We start from the raw sequence: 24,520 nt of genomic DNA, 5'->3' as shown, positions 1-24,520 counted from the left end.
TGATCGTGGGTTTCACAGCGCCGAGGCGCAGCCGCAAATATTTCGGGGCATTGATACTGGGAGAATTCAAGGGTCGCAGCCTGCAGTATATCGGTCATACAGGTACTGGCTTCAACCAGGAAAAACTGAAGGAGCTCTGGACCCTGATGCAACCACTGATCACCACGCAATCTCCATTTGCTGAAAAAATAAAAGTGAATGCGCCGGTCACCTGGATCAAACCCAGCATAGTTTGTGAAGTGAAGTTCACGGAACAGACCAATGAAGGTATACTCCGTCATCCTGTATTCCTGGGATTGCGGGAAGACAAGGCAGCAAAGGAAGTCACACAAAACAACGACAAATGAAAACAGCAGCAAGAACAGAAGATATCATCCAGATAGACCGCCATCAACTTACCATTACCAATGTGAACAAGATCTATTTTCCCAAAGACAAGATCACCAAAGGGGATGTGATAGCTTATTATGATATGATGGCACCGGTTATACTGCCTTATTTAAAAGACAGGCCCTTATCGCTTAAACGTAATCCCAATGGGATAACCGACAAAGGCTTTTATCATAAAGATGCCGGAGAGGACGCTCCAAAATATGTAAAAGTGCACCCTGAGTTTGCGCCTTCTTCCAATAAAACGGTGGATTATATTGTCTGCAATAACAAGGCAACGTTGATCTACCTGGCCAACCTGGGGTGCATCGAAATGAATCCCTGGAATTCAACCACGCGCAATCCTGACAAGCCAACTTATATGATCATCGATATTGATCCTTCTCCCAAAAATACTTTCGACCAGGTGGTTACCGTTGCGCAGGCTGTACAGGAAGTGCTCAACAATGCAGGAGCAGTATGTTATCCCAAAACTTCTGGCGCTACCGGAATTCATGTGTATATGCCCTTGAACGGAAAATATGAATATAAACTGGTACGCGAGTTTGGGAGGATAGTGGCCACCATGGTGAACGAGATGTTACCGGGTATGACCAGCATCGAGCGTTCATTGAAGAAAAGAGGAAATAAAATCTATGTGGATTTTCTGCAGAATTCAAAAAGCCAGACCCTCGCTTCTGCGTACAGTCTGCGTCCACGTGATGGGGCTACGGTGTCAGCACCATTGTTGTGGAAAGAAGTGAAGGCAGGTCTCCATCCTTCTCAGTTTACCATTCACAATATAAACAAGCGAGTAAAAAAGCTTGGTGACCTGTTCTTCATGGTGTTGAAAGAAGGGAATAATCTGAAGACCTGCCTCAAAAATCTTGGCTATTAAGTAACGATCCTGTTACGTTTCTGATTCATGATAGAATATACTAATCCTCCCATTACGGGGACAGAGATGGTGATGATCAGCCAGAAAATCTTCTGATAGAAGCGAAGGTCTTCTGCAACGATCACATCCCAGATGGACCATACCCAAACTACTCCTACCACAATGAATCCTGAATACATTATCCATCTGCCGATATCATAATGCTGCATCATCATCAATCCGAGGAAGATGAGGATGGTTCCTGTTATGCCGATAATTAATCCGGTCTTGTGCATATGTCTCATACGGCTTGATTTTCCATAAATCATTACCAATGTTGTGCCTTATAGGGTTTCAGGGGTTTAGGCTGTGGAGCATCCTACTCAAAATGGAGGAATTCCACAGACTGGTACGGGGGCAATAGATTTTTATGGTTATGGTAAAATTGAAGTCTATGAGAAGCATATTGTATATACTTGCAGTGATCCTGATCATCGGATGGCTCCTTGGCGTTTTCGTATACAGTGCAAAAGGGTTGATCCATATCCTGATTGTACTGGCAATCATCTCTTTGCTGGTAGGTATTATCCGCAGGGGAGATGTATAGAAAAGCAGGCAACCAACAAAATGACTGAAGCGGACCATGGTGTCCGCTTTTTTGTTTTCCTGGAAATTTTCATCATTTTCGTAGTTAAACCAGAGAAGCTGCTGCATAAAATGAAGGACGACAAACTCATATGGGACGATTTTCGTTTCGGTGATGAAGCCGCCTTCAAGCTTATTTTCGAGACCTACTACCCTCCGCTTTTCAATTACGGCCATAAGTTCACTGCAGATGATCATGTGATCCAGGACGCCCTGCAGAACCTGTTTGTGAAGCTCTGGAAGAACCGGGGTGGCATCCGGGAAACCGGTTCCGTCAAGAACTATCTTTACAAATCATTCCGCCGCATCCTGCTCCGTATGCTTGACCTGAGGTATCGCAAATACGAGTTTTCCGCCCTGATAGAGGACAGCGAATGGAGCAACCGGCTTGAGTCTGAACAGTATAACGTCAGCCGGGAACGGCTGGATGATATCCGGGTGAACCTTGCCCGGGCCCTGGAAAAAATGAGCCCCCGTCAGCGTGAAATCATCCACCTCCGTTACTACGAGGAAATTGAATATGATGAAATTGCCGTAATTATGCAGTTATCGGTCTCCAGCACTTACAAGCTGTTGTACAAAGCCATCGATACCCTCAGAAACCACTTATCCAGATCAGACCTCTTCCTCCTGACTATTCTCTTGTCGTTGAAAAAAGCCTGATACAGGCTTTGGAAAGCCTTATCCGGTCATCTTAGCCGGTTTAACCCATATCACCGAAAAATAATTTTACATTTTTTCCGCCCACAGGGATAAAACGGGAAAAGTATGTGTGTATAAAAGAATGTCATGTACCAACAACCTGATTACAGCCAGTATTCAACTACGGATTTTTTCAATGATGCGCAGTTCGTCAGCCATGTTCTGAAGGCCGATGAAACCAGTGATGCTTACTGGAAGCAGCAGGCGGAAGCATACCCGCGGCAGGCAAAGCTCATGGAAGAAGCCCGTATCTGGATCCTCCTTATCAACCAGCAGCAACCTTATCAGTCATCTTTTAAACCAGCAATCCTCTGGGAGCGCATAGAAGGCGATATCCGCCTCCAGGATAGAAGAGAGCGCAGGTTCTTACGCCCGCTCCGCAGAACGGTCCGCTGGGCGGGAGCCGTGGTAGTGGCGGCATTGCTGGTGCTGGTATTCATGGAGATCACACAGCTTGGCAGCAAGGAAAGGACTACGGCCTATGGCAAAAAAGAACAGTTGATATTGCCTGATGAGTCTGTGATCACGCTGAATGGGAATACCAATATCCGTTACTCGCGCACCTGGAGATCAGATAAGCCGCGCGAGATCTGGATGAGTGGTGAAGCGTTCTTTGAAGTGAAACATGTGGCGGTGAAGAACCGTTTGCAGGAATCCGATTCCTTCCACGTGCACGTGGGAGGGCTGAACCTGACCGTGCTCGGCACCCGCTTCAATGTGAAAAGCCGGCGCGCACTCACTGAAATTTCGCTGCTGGATGGAAGCCTGCGTATCAGGAAAGATGGTCCGGGCGGATTTGAAAGGATCATGAAGCCCGGCGATGCATTCGTGTACGACAGTACCCTGAATGCCCTGGCAGGATCTGAAAAGAAAGCCTCCGGCAACAGTGCCTGGACGCAGAATGAACTGGCCCTCGACGGCTACACGATGCAGGAGATCCTGCATATACTGCAGGACACTTATGGATATGAGATCCGGTTGAACTCGCCTGAACTGGCAGTGAAAAGAATGACCGGAACCATCCCCGCGCAGAGTGCAGAAGATATATTGCTGGTACTGCGCCAGGTGTTCGATATCAAAATTGAAGAGAACGGAAAACATTTAACTATCAGCCAAAACTAAACCGATGAATAGAAAATTGTTGCTGGTCCTGAGCTTCGTGATGCTCGCGATGCCCCGCCTGTTGGCGCAACAACAGGTTACGCTAAAAAAAGCGCTTGACGAAGTGAAGGCAGTTTACGGGACCAAATTTGCTTACGAAGAAAACCTGCTGGATAATATTACGGTGACCTGGAAGGGGGGGCTTTCAAAGAAGGACCCCGTGGAAAATGTATTGAAAGGACTGCTCTACAACAAGGGTTTCCTCTTCCTGTATATCCAGGAAAATTATTACACCATCATCAAAGACACCAGGTCTGCAAAGGAAAAAGAAAAAGATAATAAAGCGCCACGCCCTTCAGAAACACACGAAGAGCTTTCTGATGATTATGTGCAGGTGCTGACAGGTACAGTAACGGATGCAAATGGCAGCCCGCTCACCGGGGTTACCGTATTACCTGAAGGTTTCGCGGTACGCTGGGGTGCAACTACCAGCAGCGATGGCCGATATACATTAAGGCTCAAAGAAAAAACAAATGCATTGCTCTTCAGTTTTGTGGGAATGGTGCCCCAGAAAGTGGTGCTGGATGGAAAATCGGAAGTCTCTGTTAAACTGGAGACTGAAACCAAAATGCTGGAAGAGGTGAAAGTGGTGAGCACCGGTTACCAGTCTATCCCCAAAGAGCGCGCCACCGGTGCATTCGGACAGATCACTGCCAAAGAGATCAGGGCTGTTCCTGCCGTAAACCTGATGGAGCGTCTGGAAGCCACCGTGCCCGGAGTGCGCTTCGATGTAAGGAATAATACTATTCAGATCCGGGGCAAGAACACGCTGGCCATTACTGATGGAAGCTCGCCACTGATTGTGATCGATGGATTTCCTGCACTGGACCAGGACCTGGCAGAACGCCAGAACTCCGTGGCCAGTATCGGAACTGTATTGAGCAGGTACAATCCTGAAGATATCGAATCCATTACCGTACTGAAAGATGCGGCAGCCACATCCATCTGGGGAGCAAAGGCCGCCAACGGTGTGATAGTGATCACCACCAAACGCGGAAAAAAGAATTCCTCACAGGTGAACTTCAGCACCAACCTCAGTATTTCCAATCCTTCGGACATGGGAAAACTCAACAGGATGAACAGCGCCCAGTACATAGAGCTGGAGAAGGAAATGAAAGATCTGGGATTTTTCACAGATCCCATCAACTGGGACAATAGCTGGATGACCTTCAATCAGAACCGTCCTGTCAGCGAAGCACTGGAATGGATGTTCAGAGTGGACCGTGGTACTGCAACCGAGAAGCAACGTGACTCTGCACTTTCTGTTCTTGGCAGTCTCGATAACCGTGGCCAGATCCGCGACCTGCTGATGCAGCGTGCTGTATCGCAACAATACAACCTTAGTTTTTCCGGTGGTGGACAAAACAGCACCTACTATCTCTCTACCAACTATACCCGCGATATGCCGGTGTACAGGAGTAACAAGGGAGAGAGTTATTTCGTGAATGCCAACCTCAGCAATGAGCTCTTCAATAAACGTATTACTATCAATACCGGTATCAACTACAACTATGTAAATACCGTTTCCAATATGGCCACGCTCAATGCCATGGGTAATGGTAACCTGGCTTTACGACCCTATGAAATGCTGGCCGATGTGAATGGCAATCCCATTGCCCGGTCTATTGAATTCAGGGATGAGGTGGCAGCAGACTTTCTCAGCAAGGGATATCTTCCCTGGACTTATAGCCCCCTGCAGGAGCTGGGCTACAACAATTCTACCAACAAGGATAACCGCTTCCGTTTTGTGGCGGATATCAACGCAAAGCTCAACAACTGGGCTAACTTGCAGTTAGCGGGATCATTGCAGCGCAGCAATGCGCAAAATATCGTTATGAGTGATCTCATGGGGTACGAGAATCGCGTAATGCTCAATACCGCTACCACAGTGGGGCCCAACGGGAGGCTGGTGTACGGCATTCCGTACGGCGCAAGAATGATCAACAGCAATTCCGCTGAATTCAGCTACTCGCTCCGCGGGCAACTGAATGTAAATAAATCGTGGAAGGATTTTTCTCTGAATGCCATTGCAGGTACAGAAGTACGTGAACAGACACGTGAGAACTTCGTTCAAACCCGTTATGGTTTTGATAAGGATGTGTATTCTTCTGCGGCCTGGAACCCGACAGTGCCGTATGAGACCGTGATGGGATGGAGCAGCACACTTGGTTTCAGCGACGGCGCCATCACCAAGGGGATCAACCGCTTCCTTTCTTATTTCGGTAATGCAGCTTTCTCCGCCTTCGATAACCGCTACACATTTTCAGGAAGCCTCCGCTTTGATGATATGAGTCTGCTGGGTGCATCACGTGAGCAACGTGCGAAACCACTGTGGAGCACGGGTTTCAAATGGAATATCAGCCAGGAGGAATTCATGAGCCGTGTGAACTGGCTTACCAACCTCAATATGCGCATTACTTACGGTACCGGTGGCTCCGTGCCCACCAGCGCTGCCAACAGGGCAATTATCAGCCTGAATACAGATCCCCTTACCGGCGAGCCTACCGGTTCTGTGGATAGACCTGCCAACAATACTATCAGCTGGGAGCTGACAAGATCATGGAATTTTGGTCTCGATTTCGGATTGTTCAACAACCGTCTTACTGTTAATGCAGACGCCTACAGTAAGAGAACGGAAGATATCCTCTGGTCCTTTCCCATCAACAGCACCTGGGGATGGAGCAATCTGCAGTACAATGCGGCCAGTATGAAAGGGCATGGTTATGAACTGGGGCTTCGTGGAGAAGTGATCAGGGGCCGTGACTTCAACTGGGCATCCACCTTCAATATCTCTTACAATACCAATGAGGTAACAGACAGTCGTTTTCAGAAACCTACACCCACCACGCTGGTAGGGGGAAGCGGCTTTGTGGAAGGCGAGCCCATCGATGCAGTATATGCTTACCGTTGGGCTGGACTGGATAACCTGGGCCGTTCACAGATCTATGATGCGAGTGGTAAAATCATTACTGCCGATCAATTCAACAATGTGTTGAAAACAGATGATATTGTGAAGATGGGCCGCACTACACCTCCTTTTTTCGGTGGCTGGTTCAATGACTTCAATTATAAGTCATTCTCGCTGGGTGTTCGTATCACCTACGAAATGGGACATGTATTCCGTCGTTTGTCTATACAGAACTATCCTGACTATACTACCAACAACTACTATGGCCTGATCGGCAGTCAGAAAGACCTGGCGTTGCGTTGGCGTCAGCCGGGTGATGAAGCATTCACCAATGTGCCCGGTCTCAGGAACGTGAGCACCAATAGCAGCAACCGTTACAAGATGTCTGACCTGCTGGTGGAAAGCGCCAGCCATATCAGGCTGCAGCAGGTGTCAGTAGGATACCAGATCCCAGGCAGGCTGTTGCAAAGGGTTGCTTTCAAATCTGCCAACGTGAATTTCTCTGTGCGCAACCTGGGCCTGCTCTGGAAAGCGAACAATGCGGGAGTTGATCCGTCCTATATCGCAGGAACCAATTACAATAACCTGCCGCCGGCGCCCAGTTTCTACATGGGACTGAACGTTTCTTTCTAATCAAAACAAACTGAAGCAATGAATATCAAACATAGTTATATAGCCATCTTCATACTGATCACAGGGTTGGTGAGCTGCCGCAAGTTTGTGGAAGTGGAGCAACCTAATCAGCGCGAGTTCCGCTATACTTCCGATTATCAGCGCATCATGAGCAACCGGAATATTTTCGAGAGATCGGCCAGCACGCCAATGATCTCTTCAGATGATATCAGCCTCAATGCAAACCCCAGTCAGCAGAACCTGCTGAGCAGTGGTATAGACAGCATGTATATCTGGGCATCGGCCTACTACAATGTTGATCAGAGTGATGCCACCTGGGACCAGCTCTGGAATACCATCTACAATACCAACCTGGTAGTGGAAGGGGTAATGAGCAGTGAAGAAGGCACGGAGACGCAGAAAACAGAAACGCTTGCAGAAGCAAAAGTACAGCGGGCCTATACCTATCTCACACTGGTGAATATGTATGCACGTCCTTATTCCGCTGCTACTGCGGCCGCTGATCCGGGGCTTCCTTTACTGCTTTCTCCTGACCTGTTTCAACCGCTGGTACGTGTTTCAGTGCAGGCTGTGTATGATCAGATCATCAAGGACCTGAAAGAAGCCATCCCTTCTTTAGCCAATACGCCATCCAATAATATCCATGCAGGAAAGGCCGCAGGATATGCAACACTTGCCAGGACCTATCTCTACATGGGCCGGTTTGCCGAAGCGGCAGAGAATGCGGGATTATCGCTGGCTATAAAGAACAACCTGCTCGATCTCAATGATTATACCGGAGGCGCCAATGCCTTTCCGAGAAGACTGGAGAATCCGGAAGTGGTGCTTGCCAAGAATGTGAATATGCCCGGCTTTCTGAACCTCTCGCTGAATGATGAACTGGTGAGTAAGTTCCAGACCACGGACCTTCGTTATGAATTATACATGCGTCCCGGAAGCAGCTTCCAGCCTGCATTTACAGGCCGTGGTTCCTGGCGTGCGAATCTGTTCTCCGGCGATTACGTAACCACTGGTATCACAGTCCCTGAAGTGATGCTGACACAGGCGGAAGGGCTGGCAAGAACAGGGCAGGGCAATGCTGCCATGGATCTGGTGAATACGCTGAGGAAGAAAAGGTTCCGTGCTGCCGACTACACTGATCTCACAGCGGCTGATGCCGCAGAAGCGCTGCGTATTGTGCTGGATGAAAGAAGACGCGAGCTCTTCGGTACGGGACTTCGCTGGAATGACCAGCGCAGGCTGAGCCTGGAGCCCGCATTCGCGAAAACAGAAACAAGAACTTACAAAGGCAATACCTATACATTGGTACCGGGTAACAGGTATGTATACCCGATCCCTCCTAAAAACATCGACCTCAATCCGGAGCTGATCCAGAATGATCGATAAAAAATGAAATGACCGTTATGAGAAGAAAAATTACGATGCTGGGCAGCTTACTGCTGGCCGGCACAGTCACTCTATTTGCCCAGAATTTTGATCAGTATAAGAATGCTGAGCCCAAAGAGCTGGCAAACAGAAAAGATCTGAGTGAAGAACAGCTGGAAGGTATTCAGCGGTATTTCCAGTTCAACCTGAAGGATACCAAAAAAAGTGAGGAGCTGTCGAAACTCCTGATTGCAAAACACCCTCAGGGCAACCATGCCAGGCTTGTTTTTTACCAGGCGATGATGAAAGCGAAGAATAATCAGGAGATCATCACCAATTACGAGAAATTCCTGGCTGCATTTCCGTATGAAAAATGGAAGGAAAATCCGAACGGGCAGTCATTCATTTATTATGGAGTTCACCGTGGACTGGGTACAGCATACTTTGAGACGCGGCAGTTCGATAAATTCCTGGCGATGCTGAAGCCGCTGTCTTTCAAAACAGAGAATGAAGTGTTCCGCTGGAATATCATGCGGGCGCAGGTCTTCAAGTTACTGGGACAGGATACTCTTTACAATGTGGCCACTCCGCTCATCAAAGAACTGATGGCAAAGGTGAAGGACGGTTCCTATGAAGAGGCTGGTGTGTTCAATAAAGAACAGGCGCAGGAGAATGCCAACGACCAGTTGGATAACGAGCTGGGTACATATATCAACCTGCTGAACGATCTGAAAAAATACGAGGAGGTAAAACAGTATTTCAATTATCTCTCTGCAAAAGGGATATATGCCGATGCGGAAAGGAATGCTGTTCACCTGGTGGCCCTGCAGCAAACCAACGATGAGGCTGCTGTTCAGCCCTTCCTGGAAAAATGCATGAAGGCCAATGCCATGACGCCTGAGATGGTGGATGAACTTAAAAAGCAGTATGTAAAGAAGCATGGAAATGCCGATGGTTATGAGCAATACCTGTCAGGGCTTCGTTCCAAAGAAGAACTGGCAGAACTGATGGCCTATGTGAAAGAGCATATGACCAGTAAGGATTACATGCCTTTTGCAGTGGAGGATGCGGAAGGTAAAATCATCAGGAGCAGTGATTGGGAAGACAGGATCGTGGTGATCGATTTCTGGGCCACCTGGTGTAAGCCCTGTATCCGTGCATTTCCCGGCATGCAAATGCTGACAGATAAATACAGCAGCGATGATAAAGTGCGGATCTACCTGATGGGCACGATGCAAACCGGCGACTACAAAGAAAAGTCCAGCAATTACCTGAAGCAGGAAGGTTATCGCATGCATTTGCTGCACGACAATAAGGCCAATGGTGAGCAGAATGCCGTGTTCAAGACCTTCGTACCATTCTTCGGTTCCTCTGCTATTCCAAGGAAGGTGATCCTGAAAGATGGTGTGATGCGTTATACTTCTGAAGGCTATTCCGGAAGCCCCAGTAAACTGGCGGAAGAGCTGAGCATGGCCATTGAAATTTTAAAAAACGAGCAATAAGATGATGCAGCTAAAAAAATGTTTTGCCTTATCGCTGGTGCTTGCAGGCTTTGCCAGCTTGCTCCAGGCGCAGGTGAATCCCAAAGAGAAGTTCTGGCAGACCCTGAAGGCCATCCAGGGAAATTATGTGGATTCCCTCACCGATGAGCAACTGGTGGAAGCTGCCATCGCCGGGATGATGAACAGGCTGGATCCGCATAGCAGGTATTTTGGCAAGCAGGAGTCTGCTGAGATGCAGGAGTCCATGCAGGGGAAATTTGCGGGCATCGGTATTCAATACATGATGGAGAACGATAGCCTGTACATCACACAGATACTTGAAGGCGGCCCGGCTGAAAAAGCCGGACTGCAGGCAGGTGACCGGATCCTCCGGATCGATAGCCAGGCGGTGACAGGCAATGGGCAGACCAACTACACAATAATGAAGAAGATCCGTGGCCAGAAAGGATCTGCGCTTTCCCTGGAGATCCTTCGCAAATACACGGGAGCTGTGCTGAAGAAAGAGCTGGTGCGCGATTTTGTGGCTGACCATTCCGTGAAAGCTGCGTATATGCTGGATGCAAAGACCGGTTATATCAACCTCCGCATCTTCAATGGCACCACCCGGCAGGAAATGGATAAGGCCCTCATTGCTTTGAAGAAACAGGGTATGCAAAACCTTGTGCTCGACTTACAGGGTAACGGTGGGGGATATGTGCAGTCGGCCATTGGTGTGGCGGATGAGTTCCTGCAAAAGGACCAGCTGGTGTTTTACAGTGAGGGCAGGGATAGGGGCCGCGATTATTATTACTCCGGTGGATTCGGGCAGTTCCCTGAAGGTAAGTTGGTGGTTCTGATAGATCAGTCTACGGCCTCTGCCAGTGAGATCCTCACGGGTGCATTGCAGGACTGGGATCGTGCGGTGGTGGTGGGCAGAAGGAGCTTCGGAAAAGGACTGATGCAACGACCTGTTCCTGTATTCGACGGATCTGTACTGGAACTGACCGGCGCCAGGTATTTCACACCCAGTGGAAGGAGCATTCAGAAGCCGTACAAGGGTGCGCAGTATGAAGACAATGCCCAAACCCGGCTGCATAGCGGCGAGCTGTTGAATGGTAAGGTTTTTCATTTTCCTGATTCACTGAAGTTCAAAACTTTGTTGAATAAACGCACCGTTTTTGGTGGTGGCGGCATCATGCCGGATATGTATGTGCCGATAGATACTGTTGAATTAAACGGCTGGTTGCAGGATGTAGCGGCGAGTGGTATTGCCAATAAGTTTTCTTTCGATTACCTGGATGCCAATCGCGGACAATTGCTGGAGCAGTACAAAGATTTTGCTTCCTTCAACAAACAATTCACGGTGCCAGCCATCGTGTTGAAACAAATAGAAGACGCTGCAAAAAAAGCGGGCATCGCAGCACCGGCGGCAAATAAAGAAAGGTTACAGTTCTTGCTGGCACTGGACCTCAAAGCCCAGCTGGCAAGCCAGCTTTATACAGGCAATGATTATTACCTGCAGGTGATGAACCAGGAAAATGCCAGCCTGAAAGAAGCGCTGCGCCTCATTGAACAATCTACCCAATACTCAAAATTGCTCAAACCATGACATTGAATAAAGTATGGATGCTGGCTGCACTTGCAGCGCCGCTGAGTCTCAGCGCCCAGCAGTCGTTTACCATCAAGGGAACAGTGGCTAAACTGAACCCGCCGGCCAAGGCATTCCTCACGTACAAGAAAAACGGGGAACGTGTAATTTATTCCACAGCAATAAAAAACGGCCAGTTCACTTTCCATGGCGTGGCCGGTGGTACAAAGGAAGCGCATATAGTAGTGAAGCATAAGGAAGAGGAACAGCATCCCGCAATGCGCCCCAAACAGGATATCCTGGCTTTCTTCCTGGAAGAAAAGACAATTACTGTCGTTGCAAAGGACAGTATCAAAAATGCCGTGATCAAAGGCTCTCCGGCTAATGATGAGAATACCAAAGTGACAGCCTTGCTGAAACCTTATTATGCCCGCTATGAAGGCCTCAACGAGGAGTTCAGGCAGGCGCCTGAGGAAAAGCAGAAGGATTCCGCTTATCTGGCCAGTCTTGATCAGCGTGCCGCTGATTACATGAACGAGATCATTGCCGTGAAGATGAAGTATGTAAAAGCAAATCCTGACAAGTTCATGGCACTGATGGCTTTCAACTCCACGCTGCCTCCGGAGTTTGATGCTGTAAAGGCTGAAAAGGACTACCTGGCTTTGGATGCGAAAGTCCGCAATACGGATTTCGGAAAGGAAGTGGGAGAGAAGATCGCGAAAGTGAAGAAAACGCAGGAGGGCGCTCCTGCTCCTGATTTCACCATGAACGATGTGAATGGCAAACCGGTGAAGCTGTCGGATTTCCGTGGCAAATGGGTGTTGCTTGATTTCTGGGCCAGCTGGTGCAATCCCTGCAGAAGGGAGAATCCCAACCTGGTGAAGTCATATAATGAATTCAAGGATAAAGGATTTACGGTGCTCGGTGTATCCCTCGATAAACCGGCGGATAGAGAGAAGTGGCTAGAAGCTATCAAAGCTGATGGGCTGGTATGGACGCAGGTGAGTGATCTGAAAGCCTGGGACAATGAGGCGGCAAAGCTCTATGATGTGAATGCCATTCCCATGAACGTCCTCATCAATCCGGAAGGTAAGATCATTGCCAAATACCTGAGAGGGGAAGCACTGAATGAACAACTGAGGAAATTGTTGAAGAAATAAACAGCGTGTGCCCAGTCACTCGCGGGGACGCGAGCTGCTGGGCACACTCCGCATTTACATTGCACTACGAAATAAAAAGAGGGCTGGTGAAAACCAGCCCTTTTCAGTCCAATGTGCCTAAATGAAACTTGTTTACTACTATTTTTTCAATCTTGAATTCAGAGCCATGAGTTTGTCGTGATGCGCGCGGATCTTTGGCAATACTGTATTGATCCAGTTCTTGATATCCTGGTCAGAAACAGTGCCAAGGGCTGCCTCATAATCGCTGATGGTCTTCTGATGTTTGTCCATCAGTTTCTCAGTCCACTCTTTGTCAAATGAGGCTGGTTTTTCATCTGTAAGTTTTTGCAACTGCTGTTTGGTATCATCTGTCACGTCTGCGGGAATGCTGATACTTTTGTTGCCTGCAAGCACTTTCAGGTCATTCAACGCAGCAGTATGTTCATCCTGCAGCATTTTTGCAATTTCTTTGACTTCTTTATTGCTTGATTTCTGTTGGGCAAGTTCGGCCATACGGATCTCTGTGAGATTGCCATTGGCGGCGTCCACCACAAACTGCGCATTGTGTTCTGCTGAGTCTGATTTGAATTTGGCATCGTTTTGATCTTCTGCCACTTCCTTGCTTTCTTCAGGTTGCTTTTGTTCGTTGTTACAACCAACGGTGAAGCTGGCTGCTACCAGGGAAAAGATCGTCAATTTGTTGATCAGTGTTTGCATACTATTAGCTTTAATGAACAATGGGTTATTGAAATTGTGTTTATCTCCTGATTATATAGCGGCCTGCATATCCCTGTATCTTTTGATCAGGTCGTGTGATGCTTTGAGCGCGCTTTTTTGTTTCATTACCAGTTGTTTGATATCAGCTGAGTTGGTGGCTTCGTCTTCCAGCGCTTCCTTGTAAGCTTTCTGGGCGGCATCTTCGCCAAACTCACAGGCTGCAAGCACAGAGTGTCTGTCTTTTCCCGTGAAAGTGGCTTTCACATCCATCCAGGCGCGATAGATCTTGCCGGATGCCGTAGTTCCATCAGCTACCGGTTCTCCGCCGATCTTCTGTACTTCCAGTGAAAGTTCTGCCTTGTGCTGGCGGCTTTCATCTGCCATTCTTCTGAATACACTACGCAGATCGTCGTCAGCATCTTTGGTTTCTGTGATGGCTTTTTCGTATCCATCGATACGGTCGTTATTGATACGAATAAGATCGTTCAATACACTTACCAGGTCTTCGTTATGTTGCATAGTGAAAATTTTTAGTGTGATTTGAATCTGACAGGTCCAATAAAAGAACAATGCCAAAGCCTGAAATGCAGTGATTCTGATGGTTGTTTGTAGAACTCCCACCCCGATACAGGCCTGTTTTTGCTGACAAACCGGGGCTGATGCTGGCATAAGAATTACATATAAGGTATGCGGACTTATCAGCATCGCCTCATTTTATGTCAGAATTCAAATGCCTGTTGGTTGTGATCGTTTGTGTTACCTTCCTTCATGCGATGGGACGCAAACCTGTAAACGTAACACCCGCAGGTCAACCGCTTCAAATACTTCCTGTTATGGATAACGTAATAAAATCAGCCGTTCCTGAACATTCCTTTGTCAAAACATTTTGCGGGATGTTCTCCGATATGGACCATCTGGAGGATGAGCTTCATGCGGATAGGAAGACAGTAGCAGCGCCTGCTACCAATATTTACGAAACAGATACGGTGTATTGTATTGAAGTGGCATTGCCGGGATATCAGCGTGCCGACATCAAACTGAAGCGGGAAGATGATCTGATCACTGTGTGTGCGGACTCGCAGACCATCAGGCATAAGAACCTGCAGCGTTTCTTCCGTCAGGAATTCACGCCCTGTTCTTTCACACGGTCATTTCTGTTGCCCGATGATGCTGGCGAGGCCAACGCCAGTTTTGCGGATGGTGTGCTGAGCATCAAACTAGATAAAAGGAATCAATGGATGGCAGGTCAAACTGTTGTACAGGCCATCTCTATTCAGTAATTTAATACTTATCAGATGGCGAGATATTCAAAAGGTGCTTCCAAATCAGTTGAAAGCGCCATGCACAGAAAGAAGAAAGGGACATTGCGTTCCGGACCCGGTGGAAAGGGTGGTAAGGTGAAGAGCCGGGAACAGGCAATAGCTATCGGCCTTTCCGAAGCCAGGGAAAAAGGCGCAAAGGTGCCTTCAAAGAAAAGCGCTTCAAAGCGTGCTACCACTAAAAAGGCGGCTTCTAAAAAATCAGCTTCAAAGAAATCCGCATCTAAGAAATCAGCTACGGGGAAAACGGCCTCTAAAAAAACGGCTACAAAAAAGTCAGTCTCTAAAAAGTCATCCACCCGTAAGAAAGCGGCGCCTCGGAAGAAGGCAGCCGGCAGAAAAAAGTCAGCATCAAAAAGCAGTTAACTTTTTATATGAAACCAACGCCTTCACGTTAGTTTTGGCTATGAAAACAAAACAGAAGCTGTTTGTACCAATATTCGAAAAACGGGATAAGGTACAGCGGCTTCTCGTTTTTTATGGGTGCAATTTCTTCAGGATGGTCATCAGGATCTTTTCCTCATCCTGTTCTTTCTGCAAGCGCAACATATATTTCTTCAATTCATCTTCTTCATACAGCCTGATAATGCCGGGATGCACATAATATTTTTTGCAGACGGTGCGCGTATTGCCCAGCAGGGCGCTCACCTGATCCAGCGCTTCCAGTACTTTCTTCTTTCTTTCAGTGATAGTTGGTGCATCATCGATGGCTCTGATGCTTTGAAGCATATTCAGGGTGCCTGCCCAGGTGCGGAAATCCTTTGACGTGAAATCACCACCGGTGGCTTTGCGGATATAATCGTTCACCATTCCGGAGTCGATGCTTTGCCGGTTGCCTGCTGCATCGAAATACTGGAAGAGTTCCTTGCCGGGAATGTCTTTGCATGCCTGCACGATCTCTGCCAGTTTTTTATTGCGGATGCTGATCTTGTGATAGATACCTTTTTTGCCTTTGAAGCTGAATTGCAGGTTAGCACCGTTCACTTCCACATGATTGTCTTTAAGCGTTGTGAGGCCATAGGAGCCATACAATTTTTCATAATCACTGTTCCCGATCCGGATATAGGTTTTCTCCATCAGGCTGATCACAGTGGCAATCACTTTCGCTTCAGTGAGCTCAGTTCCCGCCATATCTTTTTTCAGTTGTTCCCGGAGCAAGGGCAATACTTTCCCGAATGCAGGCAGGCGGTGAAATTTTGTTTCATTCCGGAGTGTGGCCCAGTGTGAGTGATAGCGGTATTGCTTGCGCTGCCGGACATCCTTCCCGGTGGCTTGCAGATGGCCGTTGGCTTTCGGACAGATCCATACATCACTCCAGGCGGGTGGGATAGCCAGGCTCCGGATACGGGCCAGAATGGATTTCTCCGTTACTTTTTTCTGGTTGTAGATAAAGGTGAACCCTTTGCCTGCTTTCTTTCTCTGGATGCCGGGCATGGAATCTTCCACATACACCAGCGATACCAGTTCCGCGCTGTGCTGGTAATCCCGGTGGAGCTCCAGGAAGTCTTTCGCTGAAAGGCTCTCTACGGCTATTTCGATATCACTGTTCATTTGGTTGCTGGTTTTTTGATGTTCTTTGATTTCTCCTCCTGGTTATCGTTCGCCTCATCGATACTATGGGTAGCATGTACGTTACCTTCTTTTTCTGCCAGCCTGCTGAGACGGGTGTAGAATTTTTTGATCACTGCCAGTTCTTCTTCTGTAAGGTCTTCTATATCCACCAGCCGGTTACTGGCATGTTCATTACAGGCGATGAGCTCATTCAATTTGAGCTGTATGGCAACTGTATCCCTGTTCTGTGATTGCTGTATGATGAATACCATCAGGAAGGTGATGATAGTAGTGCCGGTATTGATCACCAGCTGCCAGGTATCGGAATAACCGAATACGGGCCCCATTACAGCCCATAAGATAATGATGGCAGCGGCGGCGATGAAGGCAACGGGACTTCCCGCTGCTTTGGTGACTGCGGCTGCTATTTTTGTAAATAGTTTCGAGAATTTCTTTTTCTTCTTTTTCATGGTTGACCGCTTTATGATGGGGAATAAAAAAGTCAGACCACCTGATGGTCTGACTTACTTCAAAAACCTAAACCCATAAACCCTATAGTGCAGAGATCTTTTATTCTGATCCTGTGGTAGAACATTAATCCTCTGATTCCATACCTGCTTCATAGTTCACATGGTCCTCCGCAATGCTTGTCAGCAGTTCGTCTGCTGCTTTTTCTTCCTCGAGGTTCTGATGCAAAAGGGAGGCCACATCTTCCATGCCGAAGGTGCGGGCGAGTTTGGTAAGGCAGCCATAGCTGGCAATCTCGTAGTGCTCTACTTTCTGGCAGGCCATGATGATACCTACGTCGCGCGTGAGGGAGCCTGCTTCTGTTTCTTCCACAATGGAGTCGGCTTCTTTCTTCAGACCGTCCATGGCTTCACATTTCTTGGCCTGCGCTTTCTTGCCCAGCAGTTCAAATACTTCTTCCAGTCTTTCTATCTGGCCATCCGTTTCTGTTTTATGGTCGGTAAGTGCCTGCTTCAGTTCTTCTGTGGTGGCAGCTTTGGCCAATTTGGGTAAAGCTTTCGACAAAAGTTTCTCCGCATAATAAATGTCTTTGATCTGGTCCACAAAAAGTTTCTCCAGCATTTCATCCATTCCGGCTTCCGCTACATCGGAATCGGACTGGCTGCGGGTGCTCTTCCGGGAATTGCTTTTTCCGTTCTGTTGAGCCTTGCTTGCTGTTGTTTGTCCGCTTCTTCCATTTGATGAAGAAGCAGACCGGGTAGTTTTTTTCTTTTCCATGACTTGCTATTTTGATAGATGTGAATAATAAGAAGTAACAGGTGAAGGATAAAAATAATGCCAGCCGTTTGCGGCAGGCAGGAGGCGATGGAACAAAAAAGCCTCCGTTTTACCGGAGGCTGTGAATACATATTTTCTCTTCGTGTTTTTCCTTCGCTGGCATTACCCAGATCAGGTTCTCAGGTATATTCTCAGATCACGTCTTTCGTTGTGAACACCCTGTATTAAAGGGAAAATATGGTTCGTGTATATCACTTAAAATCCGGTGCCAGGGCGGGTTCTGAGCCTAAATTACTGTACTTGTATAATTTACGTTTTTTACTCTACATGAACTGTAGATTTATGTCCACGATAGATGGTGCATTACTGTCACATTGACGAAGCCGTGGATCAGAAACTGATTTTAATGGAATCATTTTATCGAAAAAATACGGGCTTATCAACATTTCTTCAACATAAATTCCTCAAATTCCGGCCCGGAAAATCCGGGCATACCTTTTGAAAAGTATATAGTATAAAAGGAACGGTTATGGTAAGCGAAATACAACAACTGGATTTTCTCCGTGATCGCATCCATGAGATACGGAGCGCGCTTTTTGCCAATACGAGCAATGAAGCATTTAAGTTACCTACCTGTATTATATCCGCCCTGAATATCGACAACGAGGGGAACGTTTGTTTCTTCATTCACCGGCCGGATGTATATATGGAAGAGTACGACATGGAATTTCCTGCAAAGCTGGATTTCTACAGGAAGGGGAAGCCCTTCTACCTGAAGATCTCGGGCATGGCGCAAGTGGTAAGGGATCAGGATGAAATGCTGAACTACATCGGTCTTCCCGGTAATGTGGATCTGCCATCCCTCTCAAAACTCCTGCTGGTGAAAGTAAAAGTAGAGCAGGCGGAGTATTTTGAAGCGAAGCATAAGCAACACTGGCAATGGAACAATCTGTGGAACCAGGTGTGGCATTTCTTCAGCAGAGCCAAGGCGCAACCACGTCCACATGAAGCATTAAATCTGCGGCCCGCGGCATAACTCTACACATTTCCTGTTACTGCCGGAATGGCAATCCGCATTTGCCTGATTTATCGTATTTTAATTCCAATACGCCCGGGGCGAAGGCCTCCGGGCATTTTTTTACCTGAACCTAACAGTATGATCACAAAACGGATACTCATCATCATCCTTTCATTCCTGGGCCTTATTGCCGTGGGTATTCTTATTTGGAGTATCTACAAGAAAGGGTTCCTCCGTTCTAAAGTAACCGAAGCGGTTTCGGGTGGTTCCATGGGGATTTATTCTATCAGCTTCGATAAATTCGACCTTGATGAAGTGAATGGAAATCTATCCGTGTCTAACGTGCATCTGCAACCGGATACTGTCCGCTTTAACCAGCTGGCTGAAACGGAAGATGCTCCTGGCATGATAGCCAAAGTGCAAATCCCATCCCTGCAGGTGGCCGGAGTAAAAACACCGAAGGCCCTGCTGGATAAAGAAGTGGAAGGAAGGAAAGTATTGATCGAGAATCCTGTTATAGAGCTTTATTTCACCAATAAAGGAAAGGACTCCGCCAACCGCGTACCAGATAAAGAGTTGTACGAACAGTTACTCGGCAATCTTGCCAAAATCGCCATCGATACGGTGTCCATCGTGAATGCCACCGTGATCACGCGCAACCTGAAAGGAGGAGATAAACTGATGCAGTTCGACAGTGTGCAGATAGATCTGTATAAGGTTGCAGTGGACAGCATCCACAGCAAGGATTCCACCCGTTTTCTCTTTGCCGAATCTGCCGGACTGCTCTGCAAAAAGATCCAATGGAAGGATAAGAGGGGGCTGTACGAATTTGTGGTGTCAGAAGTAGACTTCAATACACGGGGACAGCGGATGAGCCTTGGGCGGTTTTCAATGAATCCGCAATTACCCGAAGCAAAATTCCTGCAACAGTTCAAATATGCGAATGACCGCTTCGATATCGATCTGAAAGATGTGCAGCTGGTGAATCTGAATGTGGCAGCATTGATGCGACAGTCCATTGCAGCTGATTCGCTGATTGTTACCAACAGTAATTTCAAGATCTACCGTGATCTTTCATATCCGCACGACGGTAAGAGCAGGCTGAATGATCTTCCGCACCAGGCGCTGATGCGGATGCCCGTACCGTTGGTGATCAAACAGGTTAGCTTTCCGCAGAGTTTCATTGAGTACAAGGAGCGCAATGGCAAGAGCGACCAGAGTGGAAAAGTGCAGTTTTATAATGTGAATGTGGCCATCTCCAATCTTACCAATGATACAACGGCACTTAAAGCGGATCCCATTTGCAAATTGCGCTTTCATTCCCGTTTCCTCAACAAAGCACCACTCACGGCCAATATCGATTTTTATCCGCTCGACAAAATGGGTAAATTCACCATCAACGGAACGATGGGAGCTATGCCAGCCATTACGTTGAATCAATTGACCGTACCAATGGGGCTGGCTAAGATAGAGAAGGGCACTATCCGTAAAATGACCTTCAATTTTACTTCCAATATTCATGGAGCAAACGGCCCCCTTACACTGCTCTATGATGATATCGGGGTAACCTTGCTGAAGAAGGACGAAGAAACCAATACGCTGGATAAAAAGAAACTGGCCAGCCTCATGGCGAAGATCGTGCTCAGGAAAGCCAATCCCGGAAAGGACGGGGAAGTAAGAACGGCCCAGGTTAAGTTTGAGCGTGATACTAAAAAGTCTTTCTTCAATCTGTTATGGAAGTCCGTTTTTACTGGTGTGAAGGAAAATGTAGGGATGTAGCTAGAATGGATAACCGATAGCGATATTGAATACCAGGTTCTCTCTTCTCCAGGTGGAATTTCCGAGTGCGATCTTATCAATCACCCATCTTTCTCCTTCCGGCAGCCATGGCTTGCGGAGGGGGAAGGCTACATCCAGGCGGAGGATCAGGATGCTCACATCTACGCGAAGGCCGATACCGGCTCCCACTGCCAGTTCCTTGTACCAGTTTTTAGAGAAGGTGGCTCCCGGCTTATTGGGATTATCGCGATAGAGCCAGATATTTCCTGCATCCACAAAAGCAGCGGCATTGAAGATGCTGTAGATCTTTGTTCTGAATTCTGTATTCAATTCAAGTTTGATATCTCCGCTCTGGTCGGCAATCAGGGAATCGTTCCCGATATAGGTGCCGGGCCCGAGCGCTCTTGTGCGGAAGGCACGGAGGCTGTTATTTCCGCCGATGAAGAACTGCTTCACGTAGGGCAGTTCCCTGGAATTTCCATAGGGATAACCCACGCCCATGATGATCCGGTTGGCCCAGGTGGAATTATCTCCAGCCCGGCGATACACGCGGAAATCGCCTTCGGCCTTCAGAAACTGGGAGAATTCCTTTCCGAATATTTTGGACGGATTATTGGGGTTGCCACCGCCTTTGATGAGGCCGGCCGCATTACCCGCCACATCCACGGTGCCGCTGAAATATAGCGCATTGATGTTCTTGCCTTCTGCCAGGCCGTTGTAGGTCCAGTTATAATTGGTTCCCAGTATGAATTGCTTTTCTATCACCTTTCTCAGGTTCTCACTGGTATCAGCACCTGCCTGGTATTCCGGGCTTACATACATCGGCTGTACGTAATTGATGGCAATAGGATTGAAAGTATGTTCTTTTTTGAGTGTTTCCTTCCAGCTGTATCCATAGGAAAAGCGGAAGGAGTTCATGGTATACAGTTTCTGTTTGTTGAGCAGATCATAGGCCAGGGTAACGGTGGTTTTTGGAACATAACCTCCTTTCTTATCGATCTGCACAAAAGGAATCAGGAAACGCGGGAATGACATGGAGGCTTCCAGGCCGCCGCGGTACACATTATATCCTTTGAGTGCTGCACTGTATTGCACTTCCGCACCGCCGGAGGCACTCACGGTAAAAAGCTCGCCTGCGCGGAATGTATTCCGGTTGCGCCAGGCAAGGGTTACCTGTCCACCTGCAAGGTTATTGCTCTTGGTGGTGCCTGTCACTTCCATCCGCAATGATTTTTTGGGATAGGGCGTAAGGTAGTAAAAGGCATTAAGCTGGGAGAATGGACCGGGCGCCACTTCAAAACGGTTTTTCACAAACTTGAACACACCCATGGTCACCAGCCTGTTCAGGGAAAGGTTATGCGCTTCGCGATTGTATACATCACCCTGGTCGAACTGCATGGCCTGCAGGAAGAGCCTGGGTTTGTAACGCTTCTGCCTGTCGTAAACATAGAAGCCATTGTAGAATGTGGCGTTCTTCTTGGTGGTATCATCGCCGCCGGCATTGAGGCGGAAATTGGTATAGAGATAAACGTCCTTGATAGTGAACAATTCTTTTGCATTCTGAGGGGTAGCCTGTTTCAACATCACATACATATTCACTTTATGATCGCCGATAGTACTGTCTACATCGATGAGCAGGAAATCGGGACTGAAAAAGTAAAATCCATTTTCTTTGAGTGCGGCATCGATGCGGGTGCGTTCATCCTTGATCATTTCCAGGTTGAAGGGGCGGCCTCGTTTGAGCAGTGACCTTGGTTCCGTACTGAGTACGGAACTTCCGATGAAACTGGAGCTGTCCACTTCAAACCGCACCGTATCGATGGTGTATTGCTGGCCGGCTTTGACTTTATAAATGGCAGTTGCCTTTCTTCTTTTTACAACAGTATCTGCCGTAACGGTGCTGCGGAAATAGCCACGGTTATCCAGCGTATTGGCCAGGATATCGGCATTCTTCTGCAATGCCACATTGCTGAGCAGTACAGGTGGTTCCCCGAATTTATATTTGAGCTTGCCGCGGAGGCTGGTCTCTTTTTTGGGATTACCGGCCAGGTTGTAAGCGAGGAGCCTGATCCGCATGCCCAGCATTTTCCTGTTGGGGCGGGGGCGTGTGAGGGCTTCCAGGTCAGTCTTCAGTACTTTCCTTTCTTTCTTCCTGAGCGTTGGGCCTTCCACTTCCACGCGGGCGCCTGTGTACAAACTTTCTCCTGCGGGCAGGTACTTTGTATTGCTGCAGCTCGCCATGCCGGTCATCAGTGTAACAACGGCCAGTGCCTGTATGATAGTTCTGTTATTCACCTGGTTGATTGTTCTTTTTTTGTTCCTGTTCTGCTTTTTCGCGGGCTTCTTTCAGTCTTTGCTCCCGTTGTTTATCCGCCTTTTCTTCATTGGCTTTCTGGCGTGCTTCACGCAGGAGGCGCAGCCTTTCTTTCTCTTTCTTTGACCGGAAGATATCGCGGAAGCGGTTGTAATCGAGTGTGATCACCACGCCTACGCCGGTTTCGATGATATAACCTTCGAGTACACCTTCGTATTCGTTCTTGCGGTAGGCGCGGAGGGCGTAACGGCCATCACGGCTTAACTTATATTGCAGTTGTACGTTTTCAGCCAGGTTGGTGGCTTCGCGGTTGGCATTGGGGTTCTCCAGTGCGAAGTTGCTGCCAACGGTAACGGTCAGACGATCATCCAGCAGTTGCTTGCTTACGGCCACATTGAGGTCGGTCCTGTTGCGCTTTTCTCCTGTGGTGTAGTCTTCCTGTGATTCCAGGTCGAAGTTGATATCCACGCCTTCGATCATTCCTGCCGCCAGTGAATTCAATTGTTCGGAGAGCAGTTTGCTCACACTCTGGCGCGCAAATCCTTCGGCCGACATGGCGCTGTTACCGGTGGTGAACGGATTATCGCCGATGAAGCGGTTGAGCAGGAGCAGGGCAAACACCTGCTTGTTCAGCTCGGATGGTTCCTGGCGGAGCAATTCCAGTCTTGCATTGGAAGTGGTGATGATCTCTTTGTCTACATTATAGTTCTTGTCATCCGGCAGGATGATATCGAATTTGAGGGTAGGCTTCAGTAATTCGCCACTCATGATGAGATGCACTTCAAAGGGAAGGCGCTGGCGGTACATATTGCGTTTGTTATCGGCTTCACCGGCCAGTTGTTTTTCCACCAGGTCAAAAGCCGAAGTATTGGCGATGTACACGGCGGTGATATCCACTTCTGCCTTTGTTGGCTCTCCCTGCCAGGTAATGCGGCTGCCCTCCTGGATGAGGAATTTGCGTTTGAGGAAGTTCACGGAGAGATCGTAACTGCCTTCTGAGAGCTCATAGGTGCCGGTCATGGTGACCTTACCACTTGGGTCGATGGCCGCATTGAGGTTGGCTTCTCCCTTCACATTCAGCAGATCGCCATTGGCCTCATCGATGATGAGGTTGAAGCTCGCTTTCTTGTCTACCGTAACATTCACATTTACGTCGAAGTCGCGGAGATCGGCGGTATTCAGACTGTCGAGCCCCGATTTGAAGAGGGAGTCGAGCAGCATATTGCTGCGGTCCACGAATCTTATGATGCCCTGTCTGTCCTGCACCGCAGGGTCTTCCTGTGGCAGGATAACGGTCAGTTCCGTTTTATCGTTCACCTTGAGCGTACCATCCACTACAGGATGCAGGTCAGTGCCGGTGATATTGAGACGGCTGTCGAAATAGAGCTTGCCGTAATAGAGTTTGTTATCCTTTTTGGTGGTGTTGAGTGCCTGGAAATTACCGGCGTTGAATTTCAGATCAAAGCGGTAAGCTGTAAAATCTTTGGAGTAGACGGAGCCATCGATGACCGCTTTGTTGTTCACAGAGTCGGTGATGGTGAAATCGTTGAAGTTGATGCCATCGTTGTTGATGGAGATCTTCTGCTGATCGATGTTCACAAAGCTGTTCATGATGGCAGGCATGGTGCGCACTTTGTTGAACTGCAGCTCGCCATCGATATTGGGAGCGCTGGGCGTACCGCTGATAT

The 24,520-nt window shown here is 48.1% G+C and carries 21 protein-coding genes and 1 pseudogene; 14 read left to right on the top strand and 8 right to left on the bottom strand.

The window, feature by feature from the left end:
- Positions 1 to 347 (top strand): annotated as a pseudogene (locus ACTHMC_RS24690) (ATP-dependent DNA ligase); the annotation flags it as partial.
- On the top strand, positions 344 to 1,267 hold the full coding sequence (gene ligD, locus ACTHMC_RS24685; RefSeq protein ID WP_440417350.1) for a non-homologous end-joining DNA ligase: 924 nt from the start codon (positions 344 to 346) through the stop codon (positions 1,265 to 1,267). The pseudogene ACTHMC_RS24690 and the gene ligD, both read left to right, overlap by 4 nt.
- Here the strand turns inward: ligD and ACTHMC_RS24680 are convergent.
- Positions 1,264 to 1,551 carry a PLDc N-terminal domain-containing protein gene (locus tag ACTHMC_RS24680; protein WP_440417348.1) on the bottom strand — a complete coding sequence of 96 codons (288 nt, stop codon included), beginning with the start codon at positions 1,549 to 1,551 and terminating at the stop codon, positions 1,264 to 1,266. The genes ligD and ACTHMC_RS24680 overlap by 4 nt on opposite strands.
- A 149-nt stretch (positions 1,552 to 1,700) precedes the next feature.
- Between ACTHMC_RS24680 and ACTHMC_RS24675 the strand changes: the two genes are divergently transcribed.
- The 8 genes from ACTHMC_RS24675 (at position 1,701) to ACTHMC_RS24640 (ending at position 12,889) form a co-directional block, all read left to right on the top strand.
- Complete coding sequence (locus ACTHMC_RS24675; protein ID WP_127127261.1) at positions 1,701 to 1,853, top strand: lmo0937 family membrane protein; 153 nt, start codon at positions 1,701 to 1,703, stop codon at positions 1,851 to 1,853.
- Between the two features lie 20 nt (positions 1,854 to 1,873).
- The gene (locus ACTHMC_RS24670; protein ID WP_440417346.1) at positions 1,874 to 2,554 is read left to right on the top strand and encodes an RNA polymerase sigma factor; all 681 of its coding nucleotides are present in this window, start codon (positions 1,874 to 1,876) and stop codon (positions 2,552 to 2,554) included.
- Positions 2,555 to 2,680: 126 nt separating this feature from the next.
- On the top strand, positions 2,681 to 3,715 hold the full coding sequence (locus ACTHMC_RS24665; protein ID WP_440417344.1) for a FecR family protein: 1,035 nt from the start codon (positions 2,681 to 2,683) through the stop codon (positions 3,713 to 3,715).
- 4 nt (positions 3,716 to 3,719) lie between these two features.
- Entirely contained in the window at positions 3,720 to 7,295 is a 3,576-nt protein-coding gene (locus ACTHMC_RS24660; RefSeq protein WP_440417342.1) for a SusC/RagA family TonB-linked outer membrane protein, read from the top strand.
- Between the two features lie 18 nt (positions 7,296 to 7,313).
- Positions 7,314 to 8,681, top strand: a complete 1,368-nt coding sequence (locus ACTHMC_RS24655; RefSeq protein WP_440417340.1) for a RagB/SusD family nutrient uptake outer membrane protein — start codon at positions 7,314 to 7,316, stop codon at positions 8,679 to 8,681.
- A 17-nt stretch (positions 8,682 to 8,698) separates the two neighbouring features.
- Positions 8,699 to 10,162: a TlpA family protein disulfide reductase gene (locus ACTHMC_RS24650; protein ID WP_440417338.1), complete on the top strand. Its 1,464-nt coding sequence runs from the start codon at positions 8,699 to 8,701 to the stop codon at positions 10,160 to 10,162.
- A 1-nt stretch (position 10,163) separates the two neighbouring features.
- Positions 10,164 to 11,750: a S41 family peptidase gene (locus ACTHMC_RS24645; protein WP_440417337.1), complete on the top strand. Its 1,587-nt coding sequence runs from the start codon at positions 10,164 to 10,166 to the stop codon at positions 11,748 to 11,750.
- Positions 11,747 to 12,889, top strand: a complete 1,143-nt coding sequence (locus tag ACTHMC_RS24640) for a redoxin domain-containing protein (RefSeq protein WP_440417335.1) — start codon at positions 11,747 to 11,749, stop codon at positions 12,887 to 12,889. Before ACTHMC_RS24645 ends, ACTHMC_RS24640 begins: the two co-directional genes overlap by 4 nt.
- A gap of 138 nt (positions 12,890 to 13,027) precedes the next feature.
- Here ACTHMC_RS24640 and ACTHMC_RS24635 read toward each other — a convergent pair whose 3' ends face one another.
- The gene (locus ACTHMC_RS24635) at positions 13,028 to 13,606 is read right to left on the bottom strand and encodes a DUF4142 domain-containing protein (protein ID WP_440417333.1); all 579 of its coding nucleotides are present in this window, start codon (positions 13,604 to 13,606) and stop codon (positions 13,028 to 13,030) included.
- 51 nt (positions 13,607 to 13,657) lie between these two features.
- Positions 13,658 to 14,125: a ferritin-like domain-containing protein gene (locus ACTHMC_RS24630; protein WP_440417331.1), complete on the bottom strand. Its 468-nt coding sequence runs from the start codon at positions 14,123 to 14,125 to the stop codon at positions 13,658 to 13,660.
- 197 nt (positions 14,126 to 14,322) lie between these two features.
- Between ACTHMC_RS24630 and ACTHMC_RS24625 the strand changes: the two genes are divergently transcribed.
- A complete protein-coding gene (locus ACTHMC_RS24625) occupies positions 14,323 to 14,886 on the top strand; it encodes an Hsp20/alpha crystallin family protein (RefSeq protein WP_440417330.1) in 564 nt (187 codons plus the stop codon).
- Positions 14,887 to 14,901: 15 nt separating this feature from the next.
- Positions 14,902 to 15,291: a DUF6496 domain-containing protein gene (locus ACTHMC_RS24620; protein WP_440417328.1), complete on the top strand. Its 390-nt coding sequence runs from the start codon at positions 14,902 to 14,904 to the stop codon at positions 15,289 to 15,291.
- Between the two features lie 111 nt (positions 15,292 to 15,402).
- Here the strand turns inward: ACTHMC_RS24620 and ACTHMC_RS24615 are convergent, their stop codons facing one another.
- From ACTHMC_RS24615 to ACTHMC_RS24605, 3 genes are all read right to left on the bottom strand, one after another.
- On the bottom strand, positions 15,403 to 16,476 hold the full coding sequence (locus tag ACTHMC_RS24615) for a DNA topoisomerase IB (RefSeq protein WP_440417326.1): 1,074 nt from the start codon (positions 16,474 to 16,476) through the stop codon (positions 15,403 to 15,405).
- Complete coding sequence (locus tag ACTHMC_RS24610; RefSeq protein ID WP_440417325.1) at positions 16,473 to 16,946, bottom strand: low affinity iron permease family protein; 474 nt, start codon at positions 16,944 to 16,946, stop codon at positions 16,473 to 16,475. The genes ACTHMC_RS24615 and ACTHMC_RS24610 overlap by 4 nt, the downstream gene beginning before the upstream one ends.
- A gap of 124 nt (positions 16,947 to 17,070) precedes the next feature.
- Positions 17,071 to 17,721 (bottom strand): YciE/YciF ferroxidase family protein, encoded by a 651-nt coding sequence (locus ACTHMC_RS24605; protein WP_440417324.1) that lies wholly within the window; start codon positions 17,719 to 17,721, stop codon positions 17,071 to 17,073.
- Positions 17,722 to 18,250: 529 nt separating this feature from the next.
- Between ACTHMC_RS24605 and ACTHMC_RS24600 the strand changes: the two genes are divergently transcribed.
- Entirely contained in the window at positions 18,251 to 18,757 is a 507-nt protein-coding gene (locus ACTHMC_RS24600; RefSeq protein WP_440417322.1) for a hypothetical protein, read from the top strand.
- A 120-nt stretch (positions 18,758 to 18,877) separates the two neighbouring features.
- The gene (locus ACTHMC_RS24595; RefSeq protein ID WP_440417321.1) at positions 18,878 to 20,518 is read left to right on the top strand and encodes a hypothetical protein; all 1,641 of its coding nucleotides are present in this window, start codon (positions 18,878 to 18,880) and stop codon (positions 20,516 to 20,518) included.
- Here ACTHMC_RS24595 and tamL read toward each other — a convergent pair whose 3' ends face one another.
- Positions 20,519 to 22,813: a translocation and assembly module lipoprotein TamL gene (gene tamL / locus ACTHMC_RS24590; protein ID WP_440417319.1), complete on the bottom strand. Its 2,295-nt coding sequence runs from the start codon at positions 22,811 to 22,813 to the stop codon at positions 20,519 to 20,521.
- Positions 22,806 to 24,520, bottom strand: a 1,715-nt coding sequence (locus ACTHMC_RS24585) for a translocation/assembly module TamB domain-containing protein (protein ID WP_440417318.1), incomplete at its 5' end; no start/stop codon positions are given. The genes tamL and ACTHMC_RS24585, both read right to left, overlap by 8 nt.

It is taken from the genome of Pseudobacter sp. (genome assembly GCF_051955275.1).
GTDB lineage: Bacteria > Bacteroidota > Bacteroidia > Chitinophagales > Chitinophagaceae > Pseudobacter.
Note: the sequence above shows the minus strand (reverse complement) of the source record. Positions and strands in the feature narration are given on the sequence as shown.

Coding starts and splice junctions, on each gene's coding strand:
- ligD (WP_440417350.1), top strand. CDS start 344: ATGAAAACAGCAGCAAGAACAGAAGATATCATCCAGATAGACCGCCAT.
- ACTHMC_RS24680 (WP_440417348.1), bottom strand. CDS start 1,551: ATGAGACATATGCACAAGACCGGATTAATTATCGGCATAACAGGAACC.
- ACTHMC_RS24675 (WP_127127261.1), top strand. CDS start 1,701: ATGAGAAGCATATTGTATATACTTGCAGTGATCCTGATCATCGGATGG.
- ACTHMC_RS24670 (WP_440417346.1), top strand. CDS start 1,874: ATGACTGAAGCGGACCATGGTGTCCGCTTTTTTGTTTTCCTGGAAATT.
- ACTHMC_RS24665 (WP_440417344.1), top strand. CDS start 2,681: ATGTACCAACAACCTGATTACAGCCAGTATTCAACTACGGATTTTTTC.
- ACTHMC_RS24660 (WP_440417342.1), top strand. CDS start 3,720: ATGAATAGAAAATTGTTGCTGGTCCTGAGCTTCGTGATGCTCGCGATG.
- ACTHMC_RS24655 (WP_440417340.1), top strand. CDS start 7,314: ATGAATATCAAACATAGTTATATAGCCATCTTCATACTGATCACAGGG.
- ACTHMC_RS24650 (WP_440417338.1), top strand. CDS start 8,699: ATGAGAAGAAAAATTACGATGCTGGGCAGCTTACTGCTGGCCGGCACA.
- ACTHMC_RS24645 (WP_440417337.1), top strand. CDS start 10,164: ATGATGCAGCTAAAAAAATGTTTTGCCTTATCGCTGGTGCTTGCAGGC.
- ACTHMC_RS24640 (WP_440417335.1), top strand. CDS start 11,747: ATGACATTGAATAAAGTATGGATGCTGGCTGCACTTGCAGCGCCGCTG.
- ACTHMC_RS24635 (WP_440417333.1), bottom strand. CDS start 13,606: ATGCAAACACTGATCAACAAATTGACGATCTTTTCCCTGGTAGCAGCC.
- ACTHMC_RS24630 (WP_440417331.1), bottom strand. CDS start 14,125: ATGCAACATAACGAAGACCTGGTAAGTGTATTGAACGATCTTATTCGT.
- ACTHMC_RS24625 (WP_440417330.1), top strand. CDS start 14,323: ATGTCAGAATTCAAATGCCTGTTGGTTGTGATCGTTTGTGTTACCTTC.
- ACTHMC_RS24620 (WP_440417328.1), top strand. CDS start 14,902: ATGGCGAGATATTCAAAAGGTGCTTCCAAATCAGTTGAAAGCGCCATG.
- ACTHMC_RS24615 (WP_440417326.1), bottom strand. CDS start 16,476: ATGAACAGTGATATCGAAATAGCCGTAGAGAGCCTTTCAGCGAAAGAC.
- ACTHMC_RS24610 (WP_440417325.1), bottom strand. CDS start 16,946: ATGAAAAAGAAGAAAAAGAAATTCTCGAAACTATTTACAAAAATAGCA.
- ACTHMC_RS24605 (WP_440417324.1), bottom strand. CDS start 17,721: ATGGAAAAGAAAAAAACTACCCGGTCTGCTTCTTCATCAAATGGAAGA.
- ACTHMC_RS24600 (WP_440417322.1), top strand. CDS start 18,251: ATGGTAAGCGAAATACAACAACTGGATTTTCTCCGTGATCGCATCCAT.
- ACTHMC_RS24595 (WP_440417321.1), top strand. CDS start 18,878: ATGATCACAAAACGGATACTCATCATCATCCTTTCATTCCTGGGCCTT.